We start from the raw sequence: 21,846 nt of genomic DNA, 5'->3' as shown, positions 1-21,846 counted from the left end.
GATAAGCCCCGGTAGAATCCAGTTTGCTGAACAAGACGGCACCTTCATTTTGAAGTTTGTCGGTGAAGTGCGTCTGACGCTGTGTTCGGCCCTAGATTCGACCATCGAGAAAATCTTCACCGCGCTGAATTTCTCAGCCATCGTGATTGATCTGACCGAGACCCGCAGTATCGATAGCACGACTCTCGGGCTGCTGGCCAAGCTGTCGATTCTGTCGCGGCAGAAGGTTGGTCTGTTGCCGACGGTGGTGACGACTCACGCCGATATCACTCGGCTGCTGCAGTCGATGGGTTTTGATCAGGTATTCAATATCGTCGATACACCGGTGCCGTGCCCGGATTGCCTGGATGATCTGCCGTCGCAGGATCAATCGGAAGAGCTGGTACGCGCCAAGGTGCTGGAAGCGCATCGCATCCTGATGGGGTTGAACGACTCCAATCGCGAAGCCTTCCACGATCTGGTCAATGCCCTCGAGCATCATTGATGGGTCTGGCTAAACAAACGGGGCGCTCATTGAGCGCCCCGTTTGCATTTAGGTCATTTAAGCCATTTAGGTCACTCAAGCCATTCAGGCTTGAGCGGTCAGCAGTTTTTCCAGCTTTTCCTGATCGCGGGCAAACAGGCGAATGCCTTCGGCAAGTTTTTCCGTGGCCATGGCGTCTTCATTCATGGCCCAGCGGAACTGGCTTTCGCCGAGGCTCTGCTTGGCTTCGGCAGCTTTGCCTGGGCTGAGCAGGCGCGCCAATGGCTGCTGATCATCAGCCAATTGTTGCAGTAGTTCCGGGCTGATGGTCAGGCGATCACAGCCAGCCAGTTGTTCGATCTGGCCAATGTTGCGGAAGCTCGCACCCATCACCACGGTCTGGTAGGCGTTGGCCTTGTAGTAGTTGTAGATGCGCGTGACCGACTGCACGCCGGGGTCTTCTGCGCCGGCAAAATCACGGCCATCGGCCTTCTTGTACCAGTCGTAGATGCGTCCGACGAAGGGCGAAATCAGAAATACCCCGGCATCGGCGCAGGCCTGGGCTTGGGCGAAAGAGAACAGCAGCGTCAGGTTGCACTGAATGCCGGCTTTTTCCAGTTGCTCAGCGGCGCGAATACCTTCCCAGGTCGACGCGATCTTAATCAGCACGCGCTCACGACCTATCCCAGCTTCTTCGTAAAGACCAATCAAGCGTTCTGCGCGGCGCAGGGTAGCCTGGGTGTCGAAGGATAGGCGTGCATCCACTTCGGTGGAGATGCGCCCGGGGATGATCTTGAGGATTTCACCGCCCACAGCGACGCCAAAATGGTCACTGGCCAGGCCTAGATCGCCTTTGCCGGCAGTCACTGCGCTTTTCAGCAGTGCGCTGTAACCCGGCATGGCAGCGGCTTTAAGCAGCAGGGAAGGGTTGGTGGTGGCATCAACCGGCTTCAGGCGGGTGATGGCGTCGAGGTCGCCGGTATCGGCGACCACGGTGGTGAACTGCTTGAGTTGATCCAGCTTGGAGGTCATGACACAGCCTTGTCGTTGCAGATGCACCGACCTTACCCGAGTCAGCGGCCTTGCAGCAATTGCGCCGCTTGATCGAACAGCGCCAGTGGCTCGTTGGTCTTGTGAATGTCCACCGAGAGCAGCTGGCGAAAGCGCCGTGCGCCATTGAAACCCTGACCCAGACCAAGCATATGGCGGGTGATGTGGTGCATGCTGCCGCCTTCAGCGAGGTGTGCGGCGATATAACCACGCATGCTCTGCATGGCCTCGAAGCGGCTCATGACGGTGCGGGGGGAGCCAAACAACTGCTGGTCAACCTGCGCCAACAGGTAAGGGTTGTGGTACGCCTCGCGGCCCAGCATTACGCCATCGAAGGTCTGCAGGTGCTGCTGGCAATCTTCTAGGGTTTTGATGCCGCCATTGAGGATGATTTCCAGCTCGGGGAAGTCTTGCTTAAGCTGCGCCGCCACCTCATAACGCAGCGGCGGTACCTCGCGATTCTCCTTGGGCGATAGCCCTTCGAGAATGGCGATGCGCGCATGCACGGTGAAGCTGCGGCAGCCGGCATCGCGCACCGTGCCGACGAAATCGCACAGCTCGGCATAGCTGTCGCGGCCGTTGATACCAATGCGGTGCTTTACCGTTACCGGGATATCCACCGCATCCTGCATGGCTTTCACGCAATCGGCGACCAGTTGCGGATGGCCCATCAGGCAGGCGCCGATCATATTGTTCTGCACCCGATCGCTGGGGCAGCCGACATTCAGGTTTATTTCACTGTAGCCGGCGGTTTCGCCCAATTTAGCGCAGGCTGCCATATCCGCTGGCACGCTACCACCCAGCTGCAGGGCTAGCGGATATTCCGCCACGCTATGGCGCAGAAAGCGTGCTGCGTCACCGTGCAATATCGCACCAGTAGTGACCATCTCGGTATACAGCAGGGCGTGCTGCGACAATTGGCGCAGGAAAAATCGGCAGTGCCGATCTGTCCAATCCATCATCGGCGCTACGGAGAAGCGCCGAGAAAGCGTGGTTGGGGGCGTGTTGGCAGTAAGTGCAGAGTTATCGGTCATCGGGATCTGTCTGTTTGACGGCAGGTGCAGGCGGCGGTCGTAATTCGGTGGCTGTTGCGGGTGCGGGCAGAGTTGGGTGCAATGCTTGGCAGTTTATCAGCCTGGAGAGGGTTTTCGGTTTTGCACATGACTTGGCCGCTGCTCACTGGGGCGTTTGGGCATTTTGCGCAGGTAGGTTGGGTCATCGGCACTTCATCGTTATGCTCTGCGCCATAAACAAGCCAATGGGTGAGTGATGTTTCAGTTTGTGCGCGTAGTAAAACTTCTGCCGTTTGCTCTGTCGTTTCTGCTCGTCGCCTGCTCCAGTGGGCCGCAGCTGCTGCCTGAGACCAAGCGACTGCCTGAGCGGGTCGAGCTGGCCGATGTGCCGTTTTTTCAGCTCAGTGATGCGCAGGGCGGGCCTTCGGCGTTGGCGGCGTTACTCAATCATCATGGCGTGATCAGTAGCCCCGGTCTGGTGGATGAGCGCATTCAGCAATTAGCCAAGGGGCAAAGCGCGCAAGCCGGGCTTGAAACGGTGGCGCGCTCTTATGATCTGCTGGTCTACCCCTTGCCCGGTAATATGGATGCGCTGATGCAACAGGTGTCGGCAGGGCATCCGGTGTTGGTGATGCAGGATCGTCTGTTTGGCGGGCCGGGCTCGCAGTTTGCGCTGCTGGTCGGTTATGACCAGCGCGAGCGCACACTGGTGCTGCGTTCGGGCAATACCCGGCGTTGGTACACCAGCTTTGCCAGCTTCGACGATGCCTGGGGCGAGGCGGGGCGTTGGGCGGTGTTGGTCATGCCAACCAATCAATTGCCGGCGCAGCCGCTAAAACCGACGTGGATGACGGCTGCGCAAGAACTGCAAGATCAAGGTCGTACGGCGGCAGCGCAGCGGGCGTTGCGTACGGCGCATCAGCTTTGGCCGGATGCGCAGCTGTAAAACCGTCGAAAGATAGAATGCAAAACGGCACCTATTAAGGTGCCGTTTCTGTTTGCGAGCAGTGCTTTAGACGCCCAGCTTGTCACGCATGGTGTAGTACCAGGCACCCAGGGCGCTGAATGGCACCTGGAACAGGCGGCCGCCGGGGAAGGGGTAGTGCGGCAGATCGGCGAAGGCGTCGAAGCGTTCTGCCTGCCCGCGCAGAGCTTCGGCCAGCACCTTGCCAGCCAGGTGGGTATAGGTCACACCGTGGCCGCTGCAGCCTTGCGAGTAATAGATGTTGTCACCCAAGCGACCGACTTGCGGCAGGCGCGACAGGGTCAGCAGGAAGTTGCCGGTCCAGGCGTAGTCGATCTTCACATCCTTCAACTGCGGGAAGGCCTTGAGCATTTTCGGGCGAATGATGGCTTCGATGTTCGCTGGGTCACGGGCGCCGTAGACCACGCCGCCACCGAAGATCAGGCGCTTGTCGCTGGTCAGGCGGTAGTAGTCGAGCAGGTAGTTGCAGTCCTCGACGCAGTAGTCCTGCGGTAGCAGGCTTTTCGCCAGCTCAGCGGATAGAGGTTCGGTAGTGATCACCTGGGTGCCGCACGGCATCGACTTGGCCGACAGCTCAGGGATCAGGTTGCCCAGGTAAGCGTTGCCGGCGACGACCACGAACTTGGCTTTGATTCGGCCGTTCGGGGTGTGCACGACAGGGCTTGCGCCGCGATCGATGCGGATGGCGGGGGACTGTTCGTAAATCACGCCGCCCAGCGATTCGACGGCTGCCGCCTCGCCCAGGGCCAGGTTGAGCGGGTGGATATGGCCGCCGCTCATGTCCAGCATGCCGCCCACGTAAACGTCACTGTCCACCACCTCACGGATGCGTTTGGCGTCCATCAGTTCCAACTGAGTATGGCCGTAGCGTTCCCAAAGCTTTTTCTGCGATTCCAGGTGTTTCATGTGCTTCGGAGTATTGGCGGCGAAGACGCCACCGTCCTTGAGGTCGCACTGGATATTGTACTTGGCGATGCGTTCGCGAATGATGCGGCCGCCTTCGAAGGCCATGTCTCCCAGCAATTTTGCCTGCTTAGGGCCGACGCTGCGTTCGATCACATCAATGTCGCGGCTATAGCTGTTAACGATCTGCCCGCCGTTGCGACCCGATGCACCGAAACCGACCTTGGCGGCTTCGACGATGCTGACTTTAAAGCCATTCTCGAGCAGGGCGATGGCCGTAGACAGGCCGGTGTAGCCAGCGCCGACGATGCACACGTCAGTCTCGACTTCACCATTCAATTCTGGGCGCTCCGGTACCGGATTGGCGGAGGCCGCGTAATAGGATTGTGGATAAGCTGTGTGCGCCATTTTGCAACCTCTGTTCTTTATTTTTTACGAATGGGCAGATGCTACCTGAGTTGAAAATGCCCGGCTAGTGGCCTGTGCGAAATATTAAACGCGCTGCAGAACAGTAAAAAATTCAGTTATTCAGGCAGTTAGCGCAAAAAATAGGTTGACAGTTTTTTGCGCGGCCGTAGAATGCGCACCCATCGTAGGCACGTAGCTCAGTTGGTTAGAGCACCACCTTGACATGGTGGGGGTCGTTGGTTCGAGTCCAATCGTGCCTACCAGATTTGGTAGAAAAAGGGTCGCTTAGGCGGCCCTTTTTTATTGGGTTCTTGCCAGCAAGCCCGGCTTTCTGCAAGCATTCCTGCGGTTAATTGCTGTTTAAAACCTCCAGTGACCCCGGTTTGGTTTTGGTTGGCTGAAAAGCTCCTGCCACTGTATGGCGGGTATACCGCCGAATCGCTTACTGGCTCATCCCAACCCATGTGGCCTTTGGTAGAGGTCACCACTAGGAGAGGAGGCGCCATGCCCATCATTACTCTTCCCGACGGCAGTCAGCGTTCGTTCGATCACCCGGTATCCGTACTCGAGGTGGCGCAATCTATTGGTGCTGGCCTGGCTAAGGCCACGGTAGCTGGCAAGGTCAATGGCAAGTTGGTTGATGCTTGTGATCTGATTGAAAGCGACGCAACCCTGCAAATCATTACGCCAAAAGATCAGGAAGGGTTGGAAATCATCCGCCACTCCTGTGCGCATTTGATTGGTCATGCGGTCAAGCAACTGTTTCCCGCTGCCAAGATGGTGATCGGTCCGGTCATTGAAGAGGGTTTTTACTACGACATCGCCTCTGAGCGTCCTTTCACTCTAGATGATGTGGCGGCGATCGAGCAGCGCATGCAGCAGCTGATCGAAAAGGACTACGACGTCATCAAGAAAGTAACTCCGCGCGCCGAGGTTATTGATGTGTTCACCGCGCGTGGCGAGGAATACAAACTGCGTCTGGTTGAAGACATGCCGGACGAGCAGGCTATGGGTCTGTACTACCACGAAGAATACGTCGACATGTGCCGTGGTCCGCACGTGCCGAATACGCGCTTCCTCAAGGCGTTCAAGCTGACCAAATTGTCCGGTGCTTACTGGCGCGGCGATGCCAAGAACGAGCAGTTACAGCGCGTGTATGGCACGGCCTGGGCTGACAAGAAGCAGCTGGCGGCGTATATCCAGCGCATTGAAGAGGCCGAGAAGCGCGATCATCGCAAGATCGGTAAGCGCCTCGACTTGTTCCATACACAGGAAGAAGCGCCGGGCATGGTGTTCTGGCACCCGAATGGCTGGACCATTTATCAGGTGCTTGAGCAGTACATGCGTGGTGTGCAGCGCGAGAATGGCTATCAGGAAGTGCGCACGCCGCAGGTGGTTGACCGTGTGCTGTGGGAGAAATCCGGGCACTGGGGCAATTACGCCGACAACATGTTCACCACTCAGTCGGAGAGTCGCGATTACGCGATCAAGCCGATGAACTGCCCGTGCCACGTGCAGATATTCAATCAGGGGCTCAAGAGCTACCGCGAGCTGCCATTGCGTCTGGCTGAATTTGGTTCCTGTCACCGCAATGAAGCCTCAGGGGCTCTGCACGGCATCATGCGTGTGCGTGGCTTCACTCAGGATGACGCGCATATCTTCTGCACGGAAGAGCAGGTCAAGAAAGAGGCTGCGGATTTCATCAAGCTGACCTTGCAGGTTTACGCAGACTTCGGTTTTAGCGACGTCAAGATGAAGCTCTCCACGCGCCCAGCCAAGCGTGTAGGTGATGATGCGTTCTGGGATCGTGCCGAAGAGGCGCTGGCCAATGCGCTGAATGAAGCCGGTCTGCCTTGGGAGTATCTGCCAGGCGAGGGTGCATTCTACGGTCCGAAGATCGAGTTCACGCTGCTTGATTGCCTTGGTCGCGCTTGGCAGTGCGGTACACTGCAGTACGATCCGAACATGCCGCAGCGTCTGGAGGCGAGCTACGTTTCCGAAGACAACAGCCGCAAAGTGCCGGTCATGTTGCATCGCGCGATTCTTGGTTCGTTCGAGCGTTTCATCGGGATTTTAATCGAGCACTACGAAGGTGCGTTCCCGGCGTGGTTGGCGCCGACTCAGGCTGTGGTGATGAATATCACGGATAAACAGGCCGATTTTGCCCTCGAAGTAGAAAAAACGCTCAATCAAAGCGGATTTCGTGCCAAGTCTGACTTGAGGAACGAGAAGATAGGCTTTAAAATCCGCGAGCATACTTTGCTCAAGGTTCCTTATCTCTTGGTTATCGGAGATCGGGAGGTTGAGACGAAAACTGTCGCCGTGCGTACCCGTGAAGGTGCTGATCTGGGCTCAATGCCCGTCACTCAATTCGCTGAATTTCTTACGCAGGCGGTTTCCCGGCGTGGTCGCCAAGATTTGGAGTAATCATTATTAAGCGTGAAATGAGACAAGATAAACGAGCTGCACCGAAGGCCCCGATCAACGAGAATATCTCGGCACGCGAGGTTCGGTTAATTGGCGCTGAAGGTGAGCAGCTTGGGATTGTGTCAATTGAAGACGCGCTTCTTAAGGCCGAAGAGGCCAAGCTGGATCTGGTAGAGATTTCTGCCGATGCAGTGCCACCTGTTTGCAAGCTGATGGACTACGGCAAATCGATCTTCGAAAAGAAGAAGCAGATTGCTGCTGCAAAGAAAAACCAGAAGCAGATTCAGGTTAAAGAAATCAAGTTTCGTCCAGGGACGGAGGAAGGGGATTACCAGGTAAAACTACGCAACCTGGTACGTTTCCTTAGTGATGGGGACAGGGCCAAGGTATCGCTTCGATTCCGCGGTCGTGAGATGGCGCATCAGGAACTGGGCATGGAGTTGTTGAAGCGGGTTGAAGGTGACCTTGCTGAATACGGCACCGTTGAACAGCATCCAAAGATGGAAGGACGCCAGCTGATAATGGTCATCGCCCCCAAAAAGAAGAAATAACCACCAGGGCACGGCAGGCCTTGCGGTTATGTTTATCAACTGAATGCGGAGTATCCGAACATGCCAAAGATGAAAACTAAGAGTGGTGCAGCCAAGCGTTTTCTTAAAACCGCTAACGGCTTCAAGCACAAGCACGCTTTCAAGAGCCACATCCTGACCAAGATGTCCACTAAGCGTAAGCGTCAACTGCGCGGTAGCACCATGGTGCATCCGTCTGACGTAGCAAAAGTGGCGCGCATGCTGCGCGTTCGTTAATCGGTCAAGATAGAGGAAATTACTCATGGCTCGTGTTAAGCGCGGCGTTATCGCTCGCAAGCGTCACAAAAAAATTCTGAAACTCGCTAAAGGTTACTACGGCGCACGCTCGCGCGTGTTCCGCGTTGCCAAGCAGGCTGTGATCAAGGCAGGCCAGTACGCCTACCGCGACCGCCGTCAGCGGAAGCGTCAGTTCCGCGCTCTGTGGATCGCTCGTATCAACGCTGGTGCTCGTGTTAACGGTCTGTCCTACAGCCGTTTCATTGCCGGTCTGAAAAAAGCGTCCATTGAGATCGACCGTAAGGTTCTGGCTGATCTGGCAGTGAACGAAAAAGCGGCGTTTGCTGCGATTGTCGAGAAAGCGAAAGCCGTACTGGCTTAAGTCCCCGACAATCACCGGGCTCGCCCGGTGCTAAACGTCACCAATAGGGGAAGAGCCTTTAAGCTCTTCCCCTATTTCGTATCTGGAGTCTGTAAATGGAAAATCTGGATGTGCTGGTCTCGCAAGCGCTTGAGGCCGTTAGCCACACCGACGATGTGAATGCCCTAGAGCAACTGCGGGTTCACTATCTGGGCAAGAAAGGCGAATTGACTCAGGTGATGAAGACCCTGGGCAATCTGTCGGCAGAAGAGCGCCCGCAAGCCGGTGCGTTGATCAATGCCGCCAAGGATCAGGTTCAGGATGCGCTGAACAGCCGTAAGGCAACTCTGGAACAGGCTGCGCTGAGCGCTAAGCTCGCCGCCGAAAAAATCGACGTGACCCTACCGGGCCGTGGTCAGACTTCTGGTGGTCTGCATCCAGTCACCCGGACGCTGGAGCGCGTTGAGCAGTTTTTCACCCGTATTGGCTACGGCATTGCCGAAGGCCCGGAAGTGGAAAACGACTATCACAACTTTGAAGCACTCAATATCCCAGGCCATCATCCGGCTCGGGCGATGCACGACACCTTTTATTTCAACGCGAATATGTTGCTGCGCACCCACACCTCTCCGGTTCAGGTGCGCACCATGGAATCGCAGCAGCCGCCGATCCGCATTGTTTGCCCCGGCCGCGTTTACCGCTGCGACTCGGATATCACGCACTCGCCGATGTTCCACCAGGTAGAAGGCCTGCTGGTCGATGAGGGAGTGAGTTTTGCTGACCTCAAGGGCACCATCGAGGAGTTCCTTCGGGTGTTCTTTGAAAAACCGCTGGGTGTGCGTTTCCGTCCTTCGTTTTTCCCTTTCACCGAACCATCGGCCGAAGTCGATATGCAGTGCGTGATGTGCAGCGGCAAGGGCTGTCGCGTCTGCAAGCAGACCGGCTGGCTGGAAGTCATGGGCTGCGGCATGGTGCACCCGAATGTGCTGCGCATGTCTGGCATCGATCCGGAAAAATACTCCGGCTTCGCCTTCGGTATGGGGGTTGAGCGTCTGGCCATGCTGCGTTACGGCGTCAACGATTTACGGCTGTTCTTCGATAACGACCTGCGGTTCCTGGCGCAATTTCGCTAGCGCCCTCGCATTCCGTAATCGAATTGGTTCAGGAGAACAGACAGTATGAAATTCAGTGAACAATGGCTGCGTAGCTGGGTAAGCCCGCAGGTTTCCCGCGACGACTTGGTTGCCCGCCTGTCCATGGCCGGCCTTGAAGTCGATAGCGTATCGCTGGCCGCTGGTGTATTCAGTGGCGTGGTGGTGGGTGAGGTGCTGAGCACCGAGCAGCACCCCGATGCGGACAAACTGCGCGTGTGCCAGGTTAGCAGTGGCGCGGAAACCTTTCAGGTAGTGTGCGGCGCGCCCAATGTGCGGCCCGGCCTGAAAATTCCGTTCGCCATGATCGGTGCCGAACTGCCCGGCGACTTCAAGATCAAGAAAGCCAAGCTGCGCGGCGTTGAGTCCAGCGGCATGCTCTGCTCGGCCTCTGAGCTGCAGATCAGTGAAGAAAATGACGGTCTGATGGAGCTGCCGGCTGATGCGCCGGTGGGGCAGGATATTCGTATCTATCTGGACCTGGATGACGCCAGCATCGAGGTGGATCTGACCCCGAACCGTGGTGACTGCCTGTCGTTGGCTGGTCTGGCGCGTGAAGTCGGTGCTTTGTACGCCTCGCCTGTCATCCGCCCGGTAGTTTCTGCAGTTACGCCGAGCCATGATGAAGTACGCCCAGTTGAAATTCTGGCTACGCAAGCCTGCCCGCGTTACCTCGGCCGGGTTGTACGCAATGTCGATTTGTCCAAGCCTACGCCGCTGTGGATGGTTGAGCGTCTGCGTCGCGCCGATGTGCGCAGTATCGATGCGGCTGTCGATATCACCAACTACGTGATGCTTGAGCTGGGGCAGCCAATGCATGCGTTTGACCTTGCCGAGATCAACGGTGGTATCCGTGTGCGTATGGCCGAGGAGGGCGAGAAACTTGTCCTGCTTGATGGTCAGGAGGTCAGCCTGCGTAGCGATACGCTTGTAATCGCCGATCACAGCCGTGCCTTGGCGATTGCCGGTGTAATGGGTGGCGAGCACAGCGGTGTCAACGAAAAGACCCGCGATCTGTTCCTTGAAAGTGCGTTCTTCGACACTATTGCCATCGCTGGCAAGGCTCGCTCTTATGGTTTGCATACAGATGCGTCGCACCGCTTCGAGCGTGGCGTGGACTGGCAGCTGGCGCGTGAGGCGATGGAGCGGGCGACTACGTTGTTGCTGGAAATCGTCGGTGGCGAAGCCGGGCCGGTTATCGAAGTTGTCAATCCAGAGCACTTGCCGAGCGTTGCGCCGGTCACGCTGCGTGCTGAGCGTATCGAGCAGATGCTCGGCTTGAAGATGGATGATGCGGAAATTGTCCGTTTGCTGGCGGCTTTGGGTTTGGATATTCGTGCCGATGGCGAAGGGCAGTGGCAGGTGGGTGTGCCAAGTCACCGCTTTGATATCAGTTTGGAAGTTGACCTGATCGAAGAGCTCGCTCGTTTGTATGGTTATAACCGTTTGCCGGTTCGCTATCCGCAAGCGCGTCTGGCTCCGCAGGCCAAGGCTGAAGCCGCAGTAGAGCTGCCTGCGTTGCGCCGTTTGCTGGTTGCTCGCGGTTATCAGGAGGCGATCACCTACAGCTTTATCGATCCTAAGTTGTTCGAGCTGTTCAATCCAGGTGTTGAGCCGCTGATGCTGGCGAACCCAATCTCCGCAGATATGGCGGCGATGCGTTCGTCTCTGTGGCCAGGCCTGATCAAAGCGCTTGAGCACAACTTGAATCGTCAGCAATCGCGTGTGCGCCTGTTCGAGAGCGGCTTGCGCTTTGTTGGTCAGCTGGAGGGGTTGAGGCAAGAGCCGATGTTGGCGGGCGTTATTTGTGGTGGTCGCTTGCCTGAAGGCTGGGCGCACGCTCGTGATGGTGTCGACTTCTATGATGTGAAGGCCGATGTTGAAGCGTTGCTGGCTAGTGCAGGTGCGGGCGACAGCTTTGCATTTGTACCGGGCGAGCATCCGTCGCTGCATCCTGGGCAAACGGCGCGCATTGAGCGTGAAGGGCGTGTCGTCGGTTTCCTCGGCGCCATTCACCCTGAATTGTCGAAGGCGCTGGGTCTGGATCAGGCTGTTTTTATGTTTGAGTTGGTGCTGGGTGAGATCACTCAGGGTGTTATGCCGAAGTTCCAGGAGCTGTCGAAGTTCCCAGAGGTGCGGCGCGACCTGGCTTTGCTGGTCGATCGGGACGTACCTGCGCAGGATTTGCTCGGTGCGATTCGTGAAACTGCAGGTGAGTGGCTGACCGACCTCAAGCTATTTGACGTGTATCACGGTAAAGGTATTGATCCTCATAGAAAAAGCCTTGCCGTTGGCTTGACCTGGCAGCATCCATCGCGCACTCTTAATGACGATGAGGTGAGTACCACAACGCAAAATATTCTCACCTCCCTGGAACAAAGGTTCAACGCCACGTTAAGGAAGTAGCGTATGGGGGCTCTGACGAAAGCTGAGATGGCGGAACGTCTGTATGAAGAGCTGGGCCTGAATAAACGGGAAGCCAAGGAGTTGGTGGAGCTGTTCTTTGAGGAGATCCGCCAAGCGCTGGAGCTCAACGAACAGGTCAAGCTCTCGGGGTTCGGTAACTTTGATCTGCGCGATAAGCGTCAGCGCCCCGGTCGCAATCCAAAAACAGGAGAGGAAATTCCGATCACGGCTCGCCGTGTCGTAACTTTCCGTCCAGGCCAGAAACTTAAAGCCAGGGTCGAGGCGTATGCTGGAACCAAGTCATAACGACGAACTGCCCGTCATACCCGGCAAGCGCTACTTCACCATTGGTGAAGTTAGTGAACTCTGTGCTGTAAAACCGCACGTGTTGCGTTACTGGGAGCAGGAGTTTCCACAACTCAACCCGGTTAAACGGCGTGGTAACCGCCGCTATTATCAGCGCCAGGATGTACTGATGATTCGGCAGATCCGGGCACTCTTGTACGATCAGGGTTTTACCATTGGAGGGGCGCGCCAGCGCCTTTCTGGTGATGAAGCGAAAGATGACAGCACCCAGTACAAACAGCTGATCAAGCAAATGATTACTGAGCTTGAAGATGTCTTGTTAGTACTTAGAAAATAGTCTCGTTACTGAAAAAGTTTCCACATTTCAGAAGCTTAATGTATAGTTCGCGACGTTTTCAGATCTCTGAAAATGGATTCACGCCTAGTCGGGGCGTAGCGCAGTCCGGTAGCGCACTAGCATGGGGTGCTAGGGGTCGAGTGTTCGAATCACTCCGTCCCGACCATATAATTCAAGCATTAGAGCCTGGTCAGTGATGACCAGGCTTTTTTGTGTCAGGGACTTTTGCGGGACTTTTTTCATCCTGCCTTCCTCCTCAGTATTGTCAGCGCCGGCCCGCGTGAGTCAGTAGCCGAAATCTTGTTGGCTTCATCAATCAACTTGCCCAGTTCTGCGCCCGAGTAGTGGCTGGTGATGCTGCCGTTTTTGTGGCCTAAAAGGGCCTTCCTGTCTTCCTCAGTGACCCCAGCAGCCCTTAACCTGCGCCCGAAGGTGTGCTTCAGGTCGTGGACGCGTATCGAGGCGAAGCCAGCGGGAGCGGGGCGCAGGAACTGCTCCTGAAACCGCTTAGCCGCTCGAACCCTGGCTTTCTTCCATGCCGAGTCGTTCATCCGATGAACTGGGTTCGCTGTGCCATCTTCGTCGGGTTTTCCGTAAGGGAATACCCAGACGGGGTCCAGCCCTCGTTGCCCTTCGATGACAGATCTCGCCACGTTGTTGAGCACCACCAATCGTTCGTCGCCATTTTTGACCCCAGAGTTCTCATGTCTTCCACCAAAGTCAGCAGGTATGAGAAACACGCTGGTCTTGAGCTCTAGCACCGGTATTTCCCAGTCCCAACGAAGTTTTACGACTTCCTGCTCGCGAGAGCCGCTGTTGACCTTGTACAGGGCCATGCGACGCAAATGATCGGGTAGCTCGGCGAAAAGAATCGATTGTTCCTCCCAAGACATCGGGTAGGGGGATCGACTCGTTTTCTTCTCTTCAAGCTTGGTGATCATCGTGTTGTGGCTCAATGATTCTGGACACCCCGATAGGGCGTTAAGCTTCGCCCAGCAATGAGGTGTTTACGTGACCAGAAGATCTTTCAGTACAGATTTCAAACTCGAAGCAGCCGGCCTGGTTCTGGATCAAGGTTATTCAATTCCCGAAGCATGCAAGTCAATGGGCGTAGGCCCGACGGCATTGCGCCGATGGGTAGAGCAACTGCGCAGTGAGCGTGGTGGCACAACCCCGCCGCGCAGTAAGGCCATGACTCCCGAGCAGAAACGCATACAAGACCTTGAGGCCCAGGTTCGGCGTTTAGAGCGGGAGAAAGAGATCCTAAAAAAGGCTACCGCTCTCTTAATGTCGGACTCCCTCGATCAATAAGCCTGATCGAGGTATTGGGCGAGCGATATCCACGAGCCGAGCTGTGCCGCGTATTTGGCGTACATCGCAGCAGTGTCTACGACGCCTGCAAGCGCCGCCGCCGGATAGATCATCGGCGGATTGTATTGCGCCAGCTGGCCACTGAGCTTCATCTACAAAGTCGAGGCTCAGCTGGGGCAAGAACATTGTCAGCGGCGCTGCGGATACAGGGTGTCGCGGTGGGTCGTTTCCTTGCCGGACGCCTGATGAAAGAGGCCCGGCTGTTCAGTTCGCAATTGCGCAAGCATCGTTATCGGCGGGCTGATGGTGAAAATGCCATCGCGGCGAATGAGCTGGATAGGCAGTTCACAGTGAGCGGCCCCAACCAAGTGTGGTGCGGCGACGTGACCTACATCTGGGCGGGTAATCGCTGGATCTACCTGGCGGCGGTGATGGATCTGTATGCGCGCCGCATCGTGGGCTGGGCGTTGTCCAATCGACCAGACTCGCAACTTACGACGCGCGCTTTGCGCGTGGCGTTTGAGTCCCGTGGTTGCCCGCAGCAGCTGATGTTTCACTCTGACCAAGGCAGCCATTACACCAGCATCGAGTTCCGCCAGATGCTGTGGCGTTACCAGATCAAACAGAGCATGAGCCGCCGTGGCAACTGCTGGGATAACGCCCCAATGGAACGTTTCTTCAGAAGCCTGAAAACGGAGTGGATGCCGGAGCACGGCTATACCAGTCAAGGCCACGCTGAGGCGGACGTGCTGCGCTATCTGACGGACTACTACAACCATCAACGGCCACACAGCTACAACGGATGCAAAACGCCAGTGGAGGCCGAATTACTGGCCGGATAGACCTAAACCCCTGTCCAGAATTCGTTGACCACAACATCGGTACTACGTCGAGCCAAGGACGTTTCTGCTCATCACGCCATTTCCTGGCGCAAAGATTGAGAATACGTATAACCCGCTCTAGGGCGATGTTCACCGTCCTGAAGGAAACCCCAGGCTTTACCTTGCCACATAGCGTCCTGCTGGCTTTCAGGCGATCTTTGATGAACGGAGTTAGCGTCTCATCATCGATATGAGTCAGCGGGATATCCCCAATGTATGAGTCCAGCTGCTTCAAATGGATGGCAGTCAGGCTAATAGAGGGCTGATCCTTGTACTCCACCAGGTAACGAGTTGCCGCTTCCCGCCAGGTCCGGATCCTGCGTACGCCATAAATCCGCTGCTCACGCAGTTTTTCCAGCTTGTGTATCAGGTACTGCTCCGCCTCCTTCCTGTCGCTTGATCCAGTGCTTTCCTGAATTCGCTGACCTCTGAAGATCTTGTCGATGTGCCAGATCCCGTTCCTTTGGTAGAGGCCGCTAATGGTTTTTCGCGCCATGGTTTTTCTCCTTGGCGCTCGCTGCGGGAGTGATCATCGCCCTTGGCACCTTCCTTTTCAATGATGGCCCGATCGATGTAAGCGTCGACCCAGGCGTCCAGTTCCTCTCGATCAAAGCCGACCCCCTGTATCCCAATTTGGAATTCCCGCACGTAGGGGCGAACGGTTTTGTTGAACTCGGTGCGGCACATGCCGAGGTAGGCGGGGGCCGCATTCGCTCTAAGGATTCGTGGCGCACAAGGACTCGAACGGGCAGGGCGTTGCTCGGCTGTTGCTGGCATGGCGGGCTTCCTACTTGTGGCTCAGGTCCATGCTGCAGATGCTGGCTTTTACCTACTGGGCAAACAACGCAGTGGAGAGGGCCGGGGAGGTTTTGGTACAACAATGGCCATTTTTGTATTGGGTAGCCACTCGCACAGGCCTGTTTTGCTAACCGCAGGCGTTGTGGAGTTGGCTATGCAGGACATAGGGATCGATGTATGTCGTCTGTTGAGGTGTTCAAGCAATCTGATTCAAAGCAAAACGTGCCTGTGACCCGTGAAGAGTTGTATGCAGAGGTCTGGCAGTGGCCGATGACCAAAGTCGCTGAGCGTTTGGGCGTCTCCTCAAGTTTTATGGCACGTGTTTGCACGCGAATGAATGTTCCACGTCCACCGCGGGGACACTGGGTGAAGCGGGAGAGTGGTAAGCACAGTCCCCAGCCGCCATTACCTGAGGCCGGCCCCGGTGATCTGCAGGTTTGGCATCGTGGTGTGGTCTTGGGAGCTATCTCTCAACCACTTCCGAAGGCACCGAGTCTTCGTGCGACGCGTCCACAGAAACGGTCTGTGTCACGCTCTGGTATCCATCCTGTTGTTGCGGGCGCTTATGAAGTTTTTGAGCAGGGACGGGTGATTGATCAGGGCTTTCTCAAGCCAGGGAAGCAGCGCCTTGTTGATGTCGTGGTAACCAAGCAGCAACTCAGGTCAGCCCTGAAACTGATGAGTAAACTGTTCCAGAAGCTTGAGGCCGCAGGTCATCGCGTTATGTTTGCGCCCAGCGATCGCATTTATTCGCGCGCTCCATTTGATGAGCATGAGCAGCCACCCAAGAAACAGCGACATCGTTATCCAGCGTTGTGGTCACCTTCCAAGCCGACAGTTGTGTTCGTCGGTACGGTAGCCATTGGGTTGACCCTGTACGAGATGACTGAGGAGCTTGAAGCTCGCTACATCGATGGCGACTACATTCCTGTTTCCAAGATTCCAGCGAAGCAGTTGCGTCGACTCTATCCGACGCTCAACTGGACTACTCACATGGATTTCGCCACGGGACGCCTGTGCTTAAGGGCTTTTTGCCCTTATCCGAATGTAGATTGGACGAGCAGTTGGAAGGAAACCAAAGAGATCCGGCTGCAGACTCAGTTGGACGATATCGTTCAGCAAATCACAGATGCTGCTCCTGTAGTTGCTGGCCTGGTGGCGGAAGGTGAAGAGCTCGCACGAATCCGTCGCCAGGAATGGCAAGAGCAGATGGTCCGCCTTGAGGAGAGGGACAGGCTCAGGCGGCAGACTGAGGCCAGGAAGCAGGCTCGTGCGGATCTGTTGAGCGTGATTCATCAGTGGGATGAAATCAGGCGGATTCAGACTTTCTTCCGCGATGCGGAGGCATCAGTTTCGGGGCTATCAGGTGAGGATCGAGGCCTGGCAATGGATAAGCTCGCGCAGGCACGGGAGCTTATTGGGGAGATGGATGCAGTCAGGGTGCTGAGGGATTGGAAAGGGCCAACTGAGCGTTGAGCGGGGGGCTAGTCATTCGACTGAGTTGCTGCCACATAGTCAGAGATGACCGTTCTTGAGCAGAGGTTGCTGCGAGCCTTGGAGAGTCTCCCAACGCGACTAAAACTGGCTGGTTTTAGGTTTGCCGATTGAAGTGAGCCACTTCATCGCGGAGATGATTATCGATGCTCGCCGTCCACTGTCCAGGGACAGTGGACGGTCTGCTGGCCAGTAGGGGATGCGGGCAACCGGCTGCTTCCGGCCGATTCTGTTGAAAAAGTCGGGTTTTGAGAGCGCTGCTTTTCGGCAGCTCAAAAATCGCTCGATTTCGACGTTGCTACGTGAAAACCAAGACAGCTTCGGCTTCTGAGTGAACCAGATTTCAACGTCTCTAACGCTCTTTCATGAGCAAAAATCGCGACGGGACTTTTTCAACAGAATCGGCCAAAAGCAGCCACTCGGATGCACCTACAAAGCGAGGGGCGACTCACTTCTCAACTACGTCCCTATTGCTCAGCTGTTCTCTAGTAAACTCCCGTGAGGCGTCGACTTTAGGGAAGTCTGTATGAAAATTATGCTTTGGGCACTGCTAAGCCTAATGGCCACTTCAGCGTGGGCGGAGGAGCCACTGGATGACCCTCTGCTCGACATTTCAACTTCAGTAGGTACAGAGCGTGCCGCTCGCGGCGTATTACGTGCCCGCGATCAGGCAGTGCTCTCCAGCGAGCTGGCCGGACGCATCATCGAAATGCCCTACACCGATGGTCAGGACTTCAAGAAGGGTGATGTTCTGGTGCGCTTTGACTGCAGTGCCTATCAGGCCCAGCTCAATGCTGCCCAAGCGGCGGGCCGGGCCGCGCGTGAAGAGCTCGCTCACAAAAAGCAATTGGCAGCCCTGAACTCGGTTGGCCGTTTTGAAGTGGCGCTTGCCGAAGCAAAGCAGGCCCAGGCACTCGCGGAAACACAGGTTTATCAGGTGCAGGTCAAACGTTGCAGCGTCACCGCCCCTTTCAATGGCAGCGTGGTGCAGCGACGAGTGCAACCCCACGAAAGTGTCGCAGGCGGCACGGCCCTGCTGGAGATCGTCGACAACCGCACGCTGGAAGTCCATCTGCTGGTGCCGTCGAGTTGGCTCGGCCGTCTGAAACCCGGTGCGACATTTCAGTTCACTCCGGATGAAACCGGTCAGCCCTTACAGGTCGAAATCAAACGTCTGGGAGCACGCATCGACGAAGGCAGCCAGACCCTGCAGCTGATCGGCAGCCTGCCGCCGGAGACTCAGGGTCTGCTCGCCGGCATGAGTGGCAGCGCACAGTTTGCGGAGGCTCAATGAGCGCGGCATTACCAGGTCTGGCTGAACGGGTCTTCGCGCAGTTCCTGCAACTCGAACGCCAGGCCCGCGCGGCAAAGAACATCGATAGCCTGGCCTATGTTCTGGCCAATGACGCCCAAGGCCTATTCGGCTATCGCCATGCAGCCCTGCTGATTGCCGGCAAGGTGCGTGCCCTGACCGGCGTCAGCGTGGTTGAGCCTAACGCTCCGTTTGTTGCCTTTGTCGAACACGCTGCCAGTCAGCTTCTTGCACAGGAGCGCTCGACACAGGCGCAGGTCATTCCTGCGCAGTCATTGGATGCGCAATCCCAGGCTGACTGGCAGAGCCTGTCGGCGGCAGCCGTGTTCTGGTTGCCGTTAGTGGATAAACAGCAACAACCATATGGCGGGCTGTGGATTGCCCGCGACCCCCCCTGGACTGACGCCGAACAGGCGCTGCTGATGCAATTGGGCGATGCCTACAGCCATGCCTGGCTGGCATTGCAATCTAGTAAACCCTGGCGTTTGCGCTGGCCGCGCAAGAAGGTCATAGGTGCCACGCTCGCTACCTTGCTGCTGTTATTACTACCGGTGCGCCAATCAGTCCTGGCCCCGGCGCAAGTGGTTCCCTTGGGCGGCCAGGTGGTAGCCGCGCCGCTGGACGGGGTGATTACCGAGTTCCTGGTCAAGCCCAACCAGGCGGTGAGTAAAGGCGACATCCTGTTGCGCTTCGATGCCACCAGCATCAAGGCCCAGGCTGATGTAGCCGAACGCAGCCTGAATGTTGCCGAGGCGGAGCTAAAAGCCAATAGCCAGCGGGCTTTTACCGACGCCGACTCGAGCGCACGGATTGACCTGTACGCCGCCCGTGTGGAACAGAAACGTGCCGAGCGCGACTATGCCCGTGAGTTGCTGGCACGCAGTGATGTACGCGCCGAACGCGATGGTATTGCAGTATTCGCCGATGCCCAGCGCTGGACCGGCAAGCCGGTACAAACCGGCGAGCGACTGATGGAGATCGCCGCTCCTGATCAGGCCGAACTGCGCATCGAGCTGGCCGTGGCCGATGCCCTGGACTTCCAACAGGGCACCGAAATCGATCTATTCCTCGACAGCGCCCCCCTGCATAGCCACTCCGCGCGCCTGCAACGCAGTGCTTACGAAGCGCAGCAGACAACCAGCGGCCAGCTTGCCTATCGTCTGGATGCCACGTTTGATCAGTCTCCACCGCGGATCGGTCTGCGCGGCACGGCAAAAATCTATGGCGAACGCGGCCCACTGGCGTTCTATTTATTGCGTCGTCCGCTTGCCGCGCTGCGCCAGACGGTAGGTCTGTAAATGCAACTGCCCGCCCTGCGTGCTGATCTGCAATTGTCTCCCGCCAGCCCGACGCTGGACGGCGCACCGCAATGGACCCTCGCCGACCCCTTGCGTGGTCGTTATTTCAAACTCGGCGCTGTCGCTATGCGCTTGCTGCGGCACTGGCAACTGGGCGATACCGAGCGCGTGCTGCACGCCGCAAATCGCGAGCCCGGCCTGCCGCTGGGAAACAGCGAACTGGAGGAGCTGCTGCGGTTTCTCCGTGGCCACGACCTGATTGCCGCCCTCGACAGCGAACAACGGGAGAGTTATGCCGGCAAGGCTGCCCAACAGCACCAAGGGCTGTGGCAGAAGCTGCTGCATCAATATCTGTTCTTCCGTATTCCGCTGTGGCGGCCAGATACCTTTCTCGACCGCACATGGCCCTGGCTCAATCGTCACGGCCCAGGCCTGCTGCGCTATGGGTTGCCCGTGCTGCTGTGCCTGGGGGTATTTCTTGCAGCACGCGACTGGGAACGCTTTATCGCCACCTTCCCGCACCTGTTCAGCCTCGGCGGAGCGGTTTCCTTTGCCATCGCCCTGACCTTTGCCAAGCTCTGCCACGAGTTTGGCCACGCCTATATGGCCAAGCGCGCCGGTTGCCGGGTACAGAGCATGGGGCTGGCCTTTATGGTCATGCTGCCGATGTTCTACACCGACGTCAGCGACGCATGGCGCGTCAACGACCGTCGTTCGCGCCTGCTGATCGGCGCTGGTGGCGTACTTGCCGAACTGTTGCTGGCCTGCATCGCCCTGCTTGCCTGGTCGCTGCTGCCAGATGGCCCAGCACGTACAGCGGCCTTTATGCTGGCCAGCGCCACCTGGATTACCACCTTGGTGATCAACCTCAACCCCTTTATGCGCTTCGACGGCTATTTCCTGCTCAGTGACCTGTGGGACGTAGACAACTTGCAAGGTCGCGGCTTTGCCTTGTGCCGCTGGCACCTGCGCGAGACTTTGTTCGGCTACGGCGAACCCGCGCCAGAACCCTGGTCGCCGGCCATGCAGCGCAAACTGCTGATCTGGGGCTATGGCTCCTGGTTATGGCGCGCCGCGCTGTTTATCGGCATCGCCGTGGCGGTGTACCACATGTTTTTCAAACTACTGGGCATCTTCCTGATGCTGGTAGAACTGGCCTGGTTTATCGGCCTGCCAATCTGGCGTGAGATGCAGGAGTGGTGGCAACGCCGTGAACAGGCGCATCCAGGCAAAAGCCTGCTGCTTGGCATAGCACTGCTGGGGTTACTGGGCATTCTGCTGGTGCCCTGGCGTAGCGCCGTGGAAGTTCCAGCGTTACTTGAAGCCAGCCGAGTCAGTGCGCTACATGCGCCGCTAGCTGCGCGCCTCAAGCAGCGACACGCCAACAATGGCCAAGCGGTGCGCAGTGGCGATCTGCTCTTGGAACTTGAATCCCCTGACCTTGAGTCGCGCCTGGCCATCGTCCGCAGTGAAATCGAGATTCTCCAGTTGCAGCTCAAGCGCCAGGCCGGGCGTAGCGAGACGGCGGCCGATAGCGCCATCCTCGAACAGAACCTGGCCACCGCCGTCGCCGAATACCGCGGGCTCGCCGCTCAGCGCCAACGCCTGCAACTGCGCGCGCCGCACGACGGCGTGGTGCGTGACCTGCCGACAGAGCTGATCTCTGGGCTGTGGTTGTCGCCGCAGCAGCCGCTGCTGCGCGTCGTCGCTCAGCAGGTACGTCTGCGCGGCTACCTGGCAGAAGAATCATTGTGGCGTGTTGAGCCCGGCAGCAGCGGCCACTTTATCGCCAGTGCCGACCCGTTGCGCCCAGCGCTGGCGGTGACGCTCAGCGAGGTGGACACCACCGGTGCTGCCTATCTCGACCAAGCCGCGCTGGCCTCGGATCACGGCGGGCCAATTGCGGTGCGTCGCGACGAGCAGCAACGCGCGCAGCCACTACAGGCCCAGTACGGTGTGCATCTGGCCCCGCAACAGGCGCTAACGGCCCCCGCGCAGCCGCAGCTGGGCATAGTCATACTTGACGGCCGCCGCGAATCCATCCTCGCCGCCATCTGGCGCCGAGTCGCCGCCCTGGGGGTGCGCGAAAGCGGTTTCTAGTCCGTTCGGTCAGATTGGTCGCGCGCGGCCATTGAC

Annotated in this window: 19 protein-coding genes, 2 tRNA genes and 2 pseudogenes; 17 read left to right on the top strand and 6 right to left on the bottom strand. The window is 57.4% G+C overall.

Annotated elements, in window-relative coordinates:
• Position 1: 1 nt before the first annotated feature.
• Positions 2-484, top strand: a complete 483-nt coding sequence (gene rssC / locus RHP75_RS12230; protein ID WP_311091921.1) for an anti-sigma factor antagonist RssC — start codon at positions 2-4, stop codon at positions 482-484.
• Positions 485-568: 84 nt separating this feature from the next.
• Here rssC and tal read toward each other — a convergent pair whose 3' ends face one another.
• Both tal and dusA read right to left on the bottom strand, forming a co-directional pair.
• The gene (tal, locus tag RHP75_RS12225; RefSeq protein WP_311088415.1) at positions 569-1,495 is read right to left on the bottom strand and encodes a transaldolase; all 927 of its coding nucleotides are present in this window, start codon (positions 1,493-1,495) and stop codon (positions 569-571) included.
• 41 nt (positions 1,496-1,536) lie between these two features.
• Positions 1,537-2,547 (bottom strand): tRNA dihydrouridine(20/20a) synthase DusA, encoded by a 1,011-nt coding sequence (gene dusA, locus RHP75_RS12220; RefSeq protein WP_311088414.1) that lies wholly within the window; start codon positions 2,545-2,547, stop codon positions 1,537-1,539.
• 235 nt (positions 2,548-2,782) lie between these two features.
• Between dusA and RHP75_RS12215 the strand changes: the two genes are divergently transcribed.
• Positions 2,783-3,472 (top strand): PA2778 family cysteine peptidase, encoded by a 690-nt coding sequence (locus tag RHP75_RS12215; protein WP_311088413.1) that lies wholly within the window; start codon positions 2,783-2,785, stop codon positions 3,470-3,472.
• Positions 3,473-3,538: 66 nt separating this feature from the next.
• Here the strand turns inward: RHP75_RS12215 and RHP75_RS12210 are convergent, their stop codons facing one another.
• Entirely contained in the window at positions 3,539-4,822 is a 1,284-nt protein-coding gene (locus tag RHP75_RS12210) for an FAD-binding oxidoreductase (RefSeq protein ID WP_311088412.1), read from the bottom strand.
• A 186-nt stretch (positions 4,823-5,008) separates the two neighbouring features.
• On the opposite strand from RHP75_RS12210, the gene RHP75_RS12205 reads away from it, so the two are divergent.
• The 10 genes from RHP75_RS12205 (at position 5,009) to RHP75_RS12160 (ending at position 12,782) form a co-directional block, all read left to right on the top strand.
• Positions 5,009-5,085 (top strand) — tRNA-Val (locus RHP75_RS12205).
• A gap of 241 nt (positions 5,086-5,326) precedes the next feature.
• Positions 5,327-7,249, top strand: a complete 1,923-nt coding sequence (gene thrS, locus RHP75_RS12200) for a threonine--tRNA ligase (RefSeq protein WP_311088411.1) — start codon at positions 5,327-5,329, stop codon at positions 7,247-7,249.
• A complete protein-coding gene (gene infC, locus RHP75_RS12195; RefSeq protein ID WP_169852835.1) occupies positions 7,249-7,800 on the top strand; it encodes a translation initiation factor IF-3 in 552 nt (183 codons plus the stop codon). The genes thrS and infC overlap by 1 nt, the downstream gene beginning before the upstream one ends.
• Before the next feature lie 60 nt (positions 7,801-7,860).
• Positions 7,861-8,055 (top strand): 50S ribosomal protein L35, encoded by a 195-nt coding sequence (rpmI, locus tag RHP75_RS12190; protein WP_079202156.1) that lies wholly within the window; start codon positions 7,861-7,863, stop codon positions 8,053-8,055.
• A gap of 25 nt (positions 8,056-8,080) precedes the next feature.
• The gene (gene rplT, locus RHP75_RS12185; RefSeq protein ID WP_090505586.1) at positions 8,081-8,437 is read left to right on the top strand and encodes a 50S ribosomal protein L20; all 357 of its coding nucleotides are present in this window, start codon (positions 8,081-8,083) and stop codon (positions 8,435-8,437) included.
• A 95-nt stretch (positions 8,438-8,532) separates the two neighbouring features.
• Positions 8,533-9,549 carry a phenylalanine--tRNA ligase subunit alpha gene (gene pheS / locus RHP75_RS12180; protein ID WP_090256188.1) on the top strand — a complete coding sequence of 339 codons (1,017 nt, stop codon included), beginning with the start codon at positions 8,533-8,535 and terminating at the stop codon, positions 9,547-9,549.
• 45 nt (positions 9,550-9,594) lie between these two features.
• Positions 9,595-11,973 (top strand): phenylalanine--tRNA ligase subunit beta, encoded by a 2,379-nt coding sequence (gene pheT, locus RHP75_RS12175; RefSeq protein ID WP_311088410.1) that lies wholly within the window; start codon positions 9,595-9,597, stop codon positions 11,971-11,973.
• Between the two features lie 3 nt (positions 11,974-11,976).
• Positions 11,977-12,279 (top strand): integration host factor subunit alpha, encoded by a 303-nt coding sequence (ihfA, locus tag RHP75_RS12170; protein ID WP_003243414.1) that lies wholly within the window; start codon positions 11,977-11,979, stop codon positions 12,277-12,279.
• Positions 12,260-12,616: a MerR family transcriptional regulator gene (locus RHP75_RS12165; protein WP_090256190.1), complete on the top strand. Its 357-nt coding sequence runs from the start codon at positions 12,260-12,262 to the stop codon at positions 12,614-12,616. Before ihfA ends, RHP75_RS12165 begins: the two co-directional genes overlap by 20 nt.
• Positions 12,617-12,705: 89 nt before the next feature.
• Positions 12,706-12,782 (top strand) — tRNA-Pro (locus RHP75_RS12160).
• Positions 12,783-12,855: 73 nt separating this feature from the next.
• Here RHP75_RS12160 and RHP75_RS12155 read toward each other — a convergent pair.
• Positions 12,856-13,557: pseudogene (locus tag RHP75_RS12155) on the bottom strand (tyrosine-type recombinase/integrase); the annotation flags it as partial.
• Between the two features lie 70 nt (positions 13,558-13,627).
• Here RHP75_RS12155 and RHP75_RS12150 point away from each other — a divergent pair.
• Positions 13,628-14,769, top strand: a protein-coding gene (locus RHP75_RS12150; protein ID WP_311088409.1) for an IS3 family transposase whose coding sequence is annotated in 2 segments (ribosomal slippage) — positions 13,628-13,880 and positions 13,880-14,769 — 1,143 coding nt in all. Because the reading frame shifts where the segments join, the coding sequence is not laid out codon by codon here.
• Positions 14,770-14,800: 31 nt separating this feature from the next.
• Here RHP75_RS12150 and RHP75_RS12145 read toward each other — a convergent pair.
• A pseudogene (locus RHP75_RS12145) lies at positions 14,801-15,289 on the bottom strand (site-specific integrase); the annotation flags it as partial.
• The gene (locus RHP75_RS12140; RefSeq protein WP_311088408.1) at positions 15,175-15,585 is read right to left on the bottom strand and encodes a hypothetical protein; all 411 of its coding nucleotides are present in this window, start codon (positions 15,583-15,585) and stop codon (positions 15,175-15,177) included. The pseudogene RHP75_RS12145 and the gene RHP75_RS12140, both read right to left, overlap by 115 nt.
• Positions 15,586-15,783: 198 nt before the next feature.
• Between RHP75_RS12140 and RHP75_RS12135 the strand changes: the two genes are divergently transcribed.
• From RHP75_RS12135 to RHP75_RS12120, 4 genes are all read left to right on the top strand, one after another.
• Positions 15,784-17,082 carry a hypothetical protein gene (locus RHP75_RS12135; protein WP_311088407.1) on the top strand — a complete coding sequence of 433 codons (1,299 nt, stop codon included), beginning with the start codon at positions 15,784-15,786 and terminating at the stop codon, positions 17,080-17,082.
• A 544-nt stretch (positions 17,083-17,626) separates the two neighbouring features.
• Positions 17,627-18,394, top strand: coding sequence for an efflux RND transporter periplasmic adaptor subunit (locus RHP75_RS12130; RefSeq protein WP_311088406.1), 768 nt, complete (start codon positions 17,627-17,629; stop codon positions 18,392-18,394).
• Positions 18,391-19,710, top strand: a complete 1,320-nt coding sequence (locus RHP75_RS12125) for an HlyD family efflux transporter periplasmic adaptor subunit (protein WP_311088405.1) — start codon at positions 18,391-18,393, stop codon at positions 19,708-19,710. The genes RHP75_RS12130 and RHP75_RS12125 overlap by 4 nt, the downstream gene beginning before the upstream one ends.
• On the top strand, positions 19,711-21,810 hold the full coding sequence (locus RHP75_RS12120; RefSeq protein ID WP_311088404.1) for an HlyD family efflux transporter periplasmic adaptor subunit: 2,100 nt from the start codon (positions 19,711-19,713) through the stop codon (positions 21,808-21,810).
• The last annotated feature ends 36 nt before the right edge of the window (positions 21,811-21,846 follow it).

It is taken from the genome of Pseudomonas sp. SG20056, assembly GCF_031764535.1.
Classification (GTDB): Bacteria; Pseudomonadota; Gammaproteobacteria; order Pseudomonadales; family Pseudomonadaceae; genus Aquipseudomonas.
Note: the sequence above shows the minus strand (reverse complement) of the source record. Positions and strands in the feature narration are given on the sequence as shown.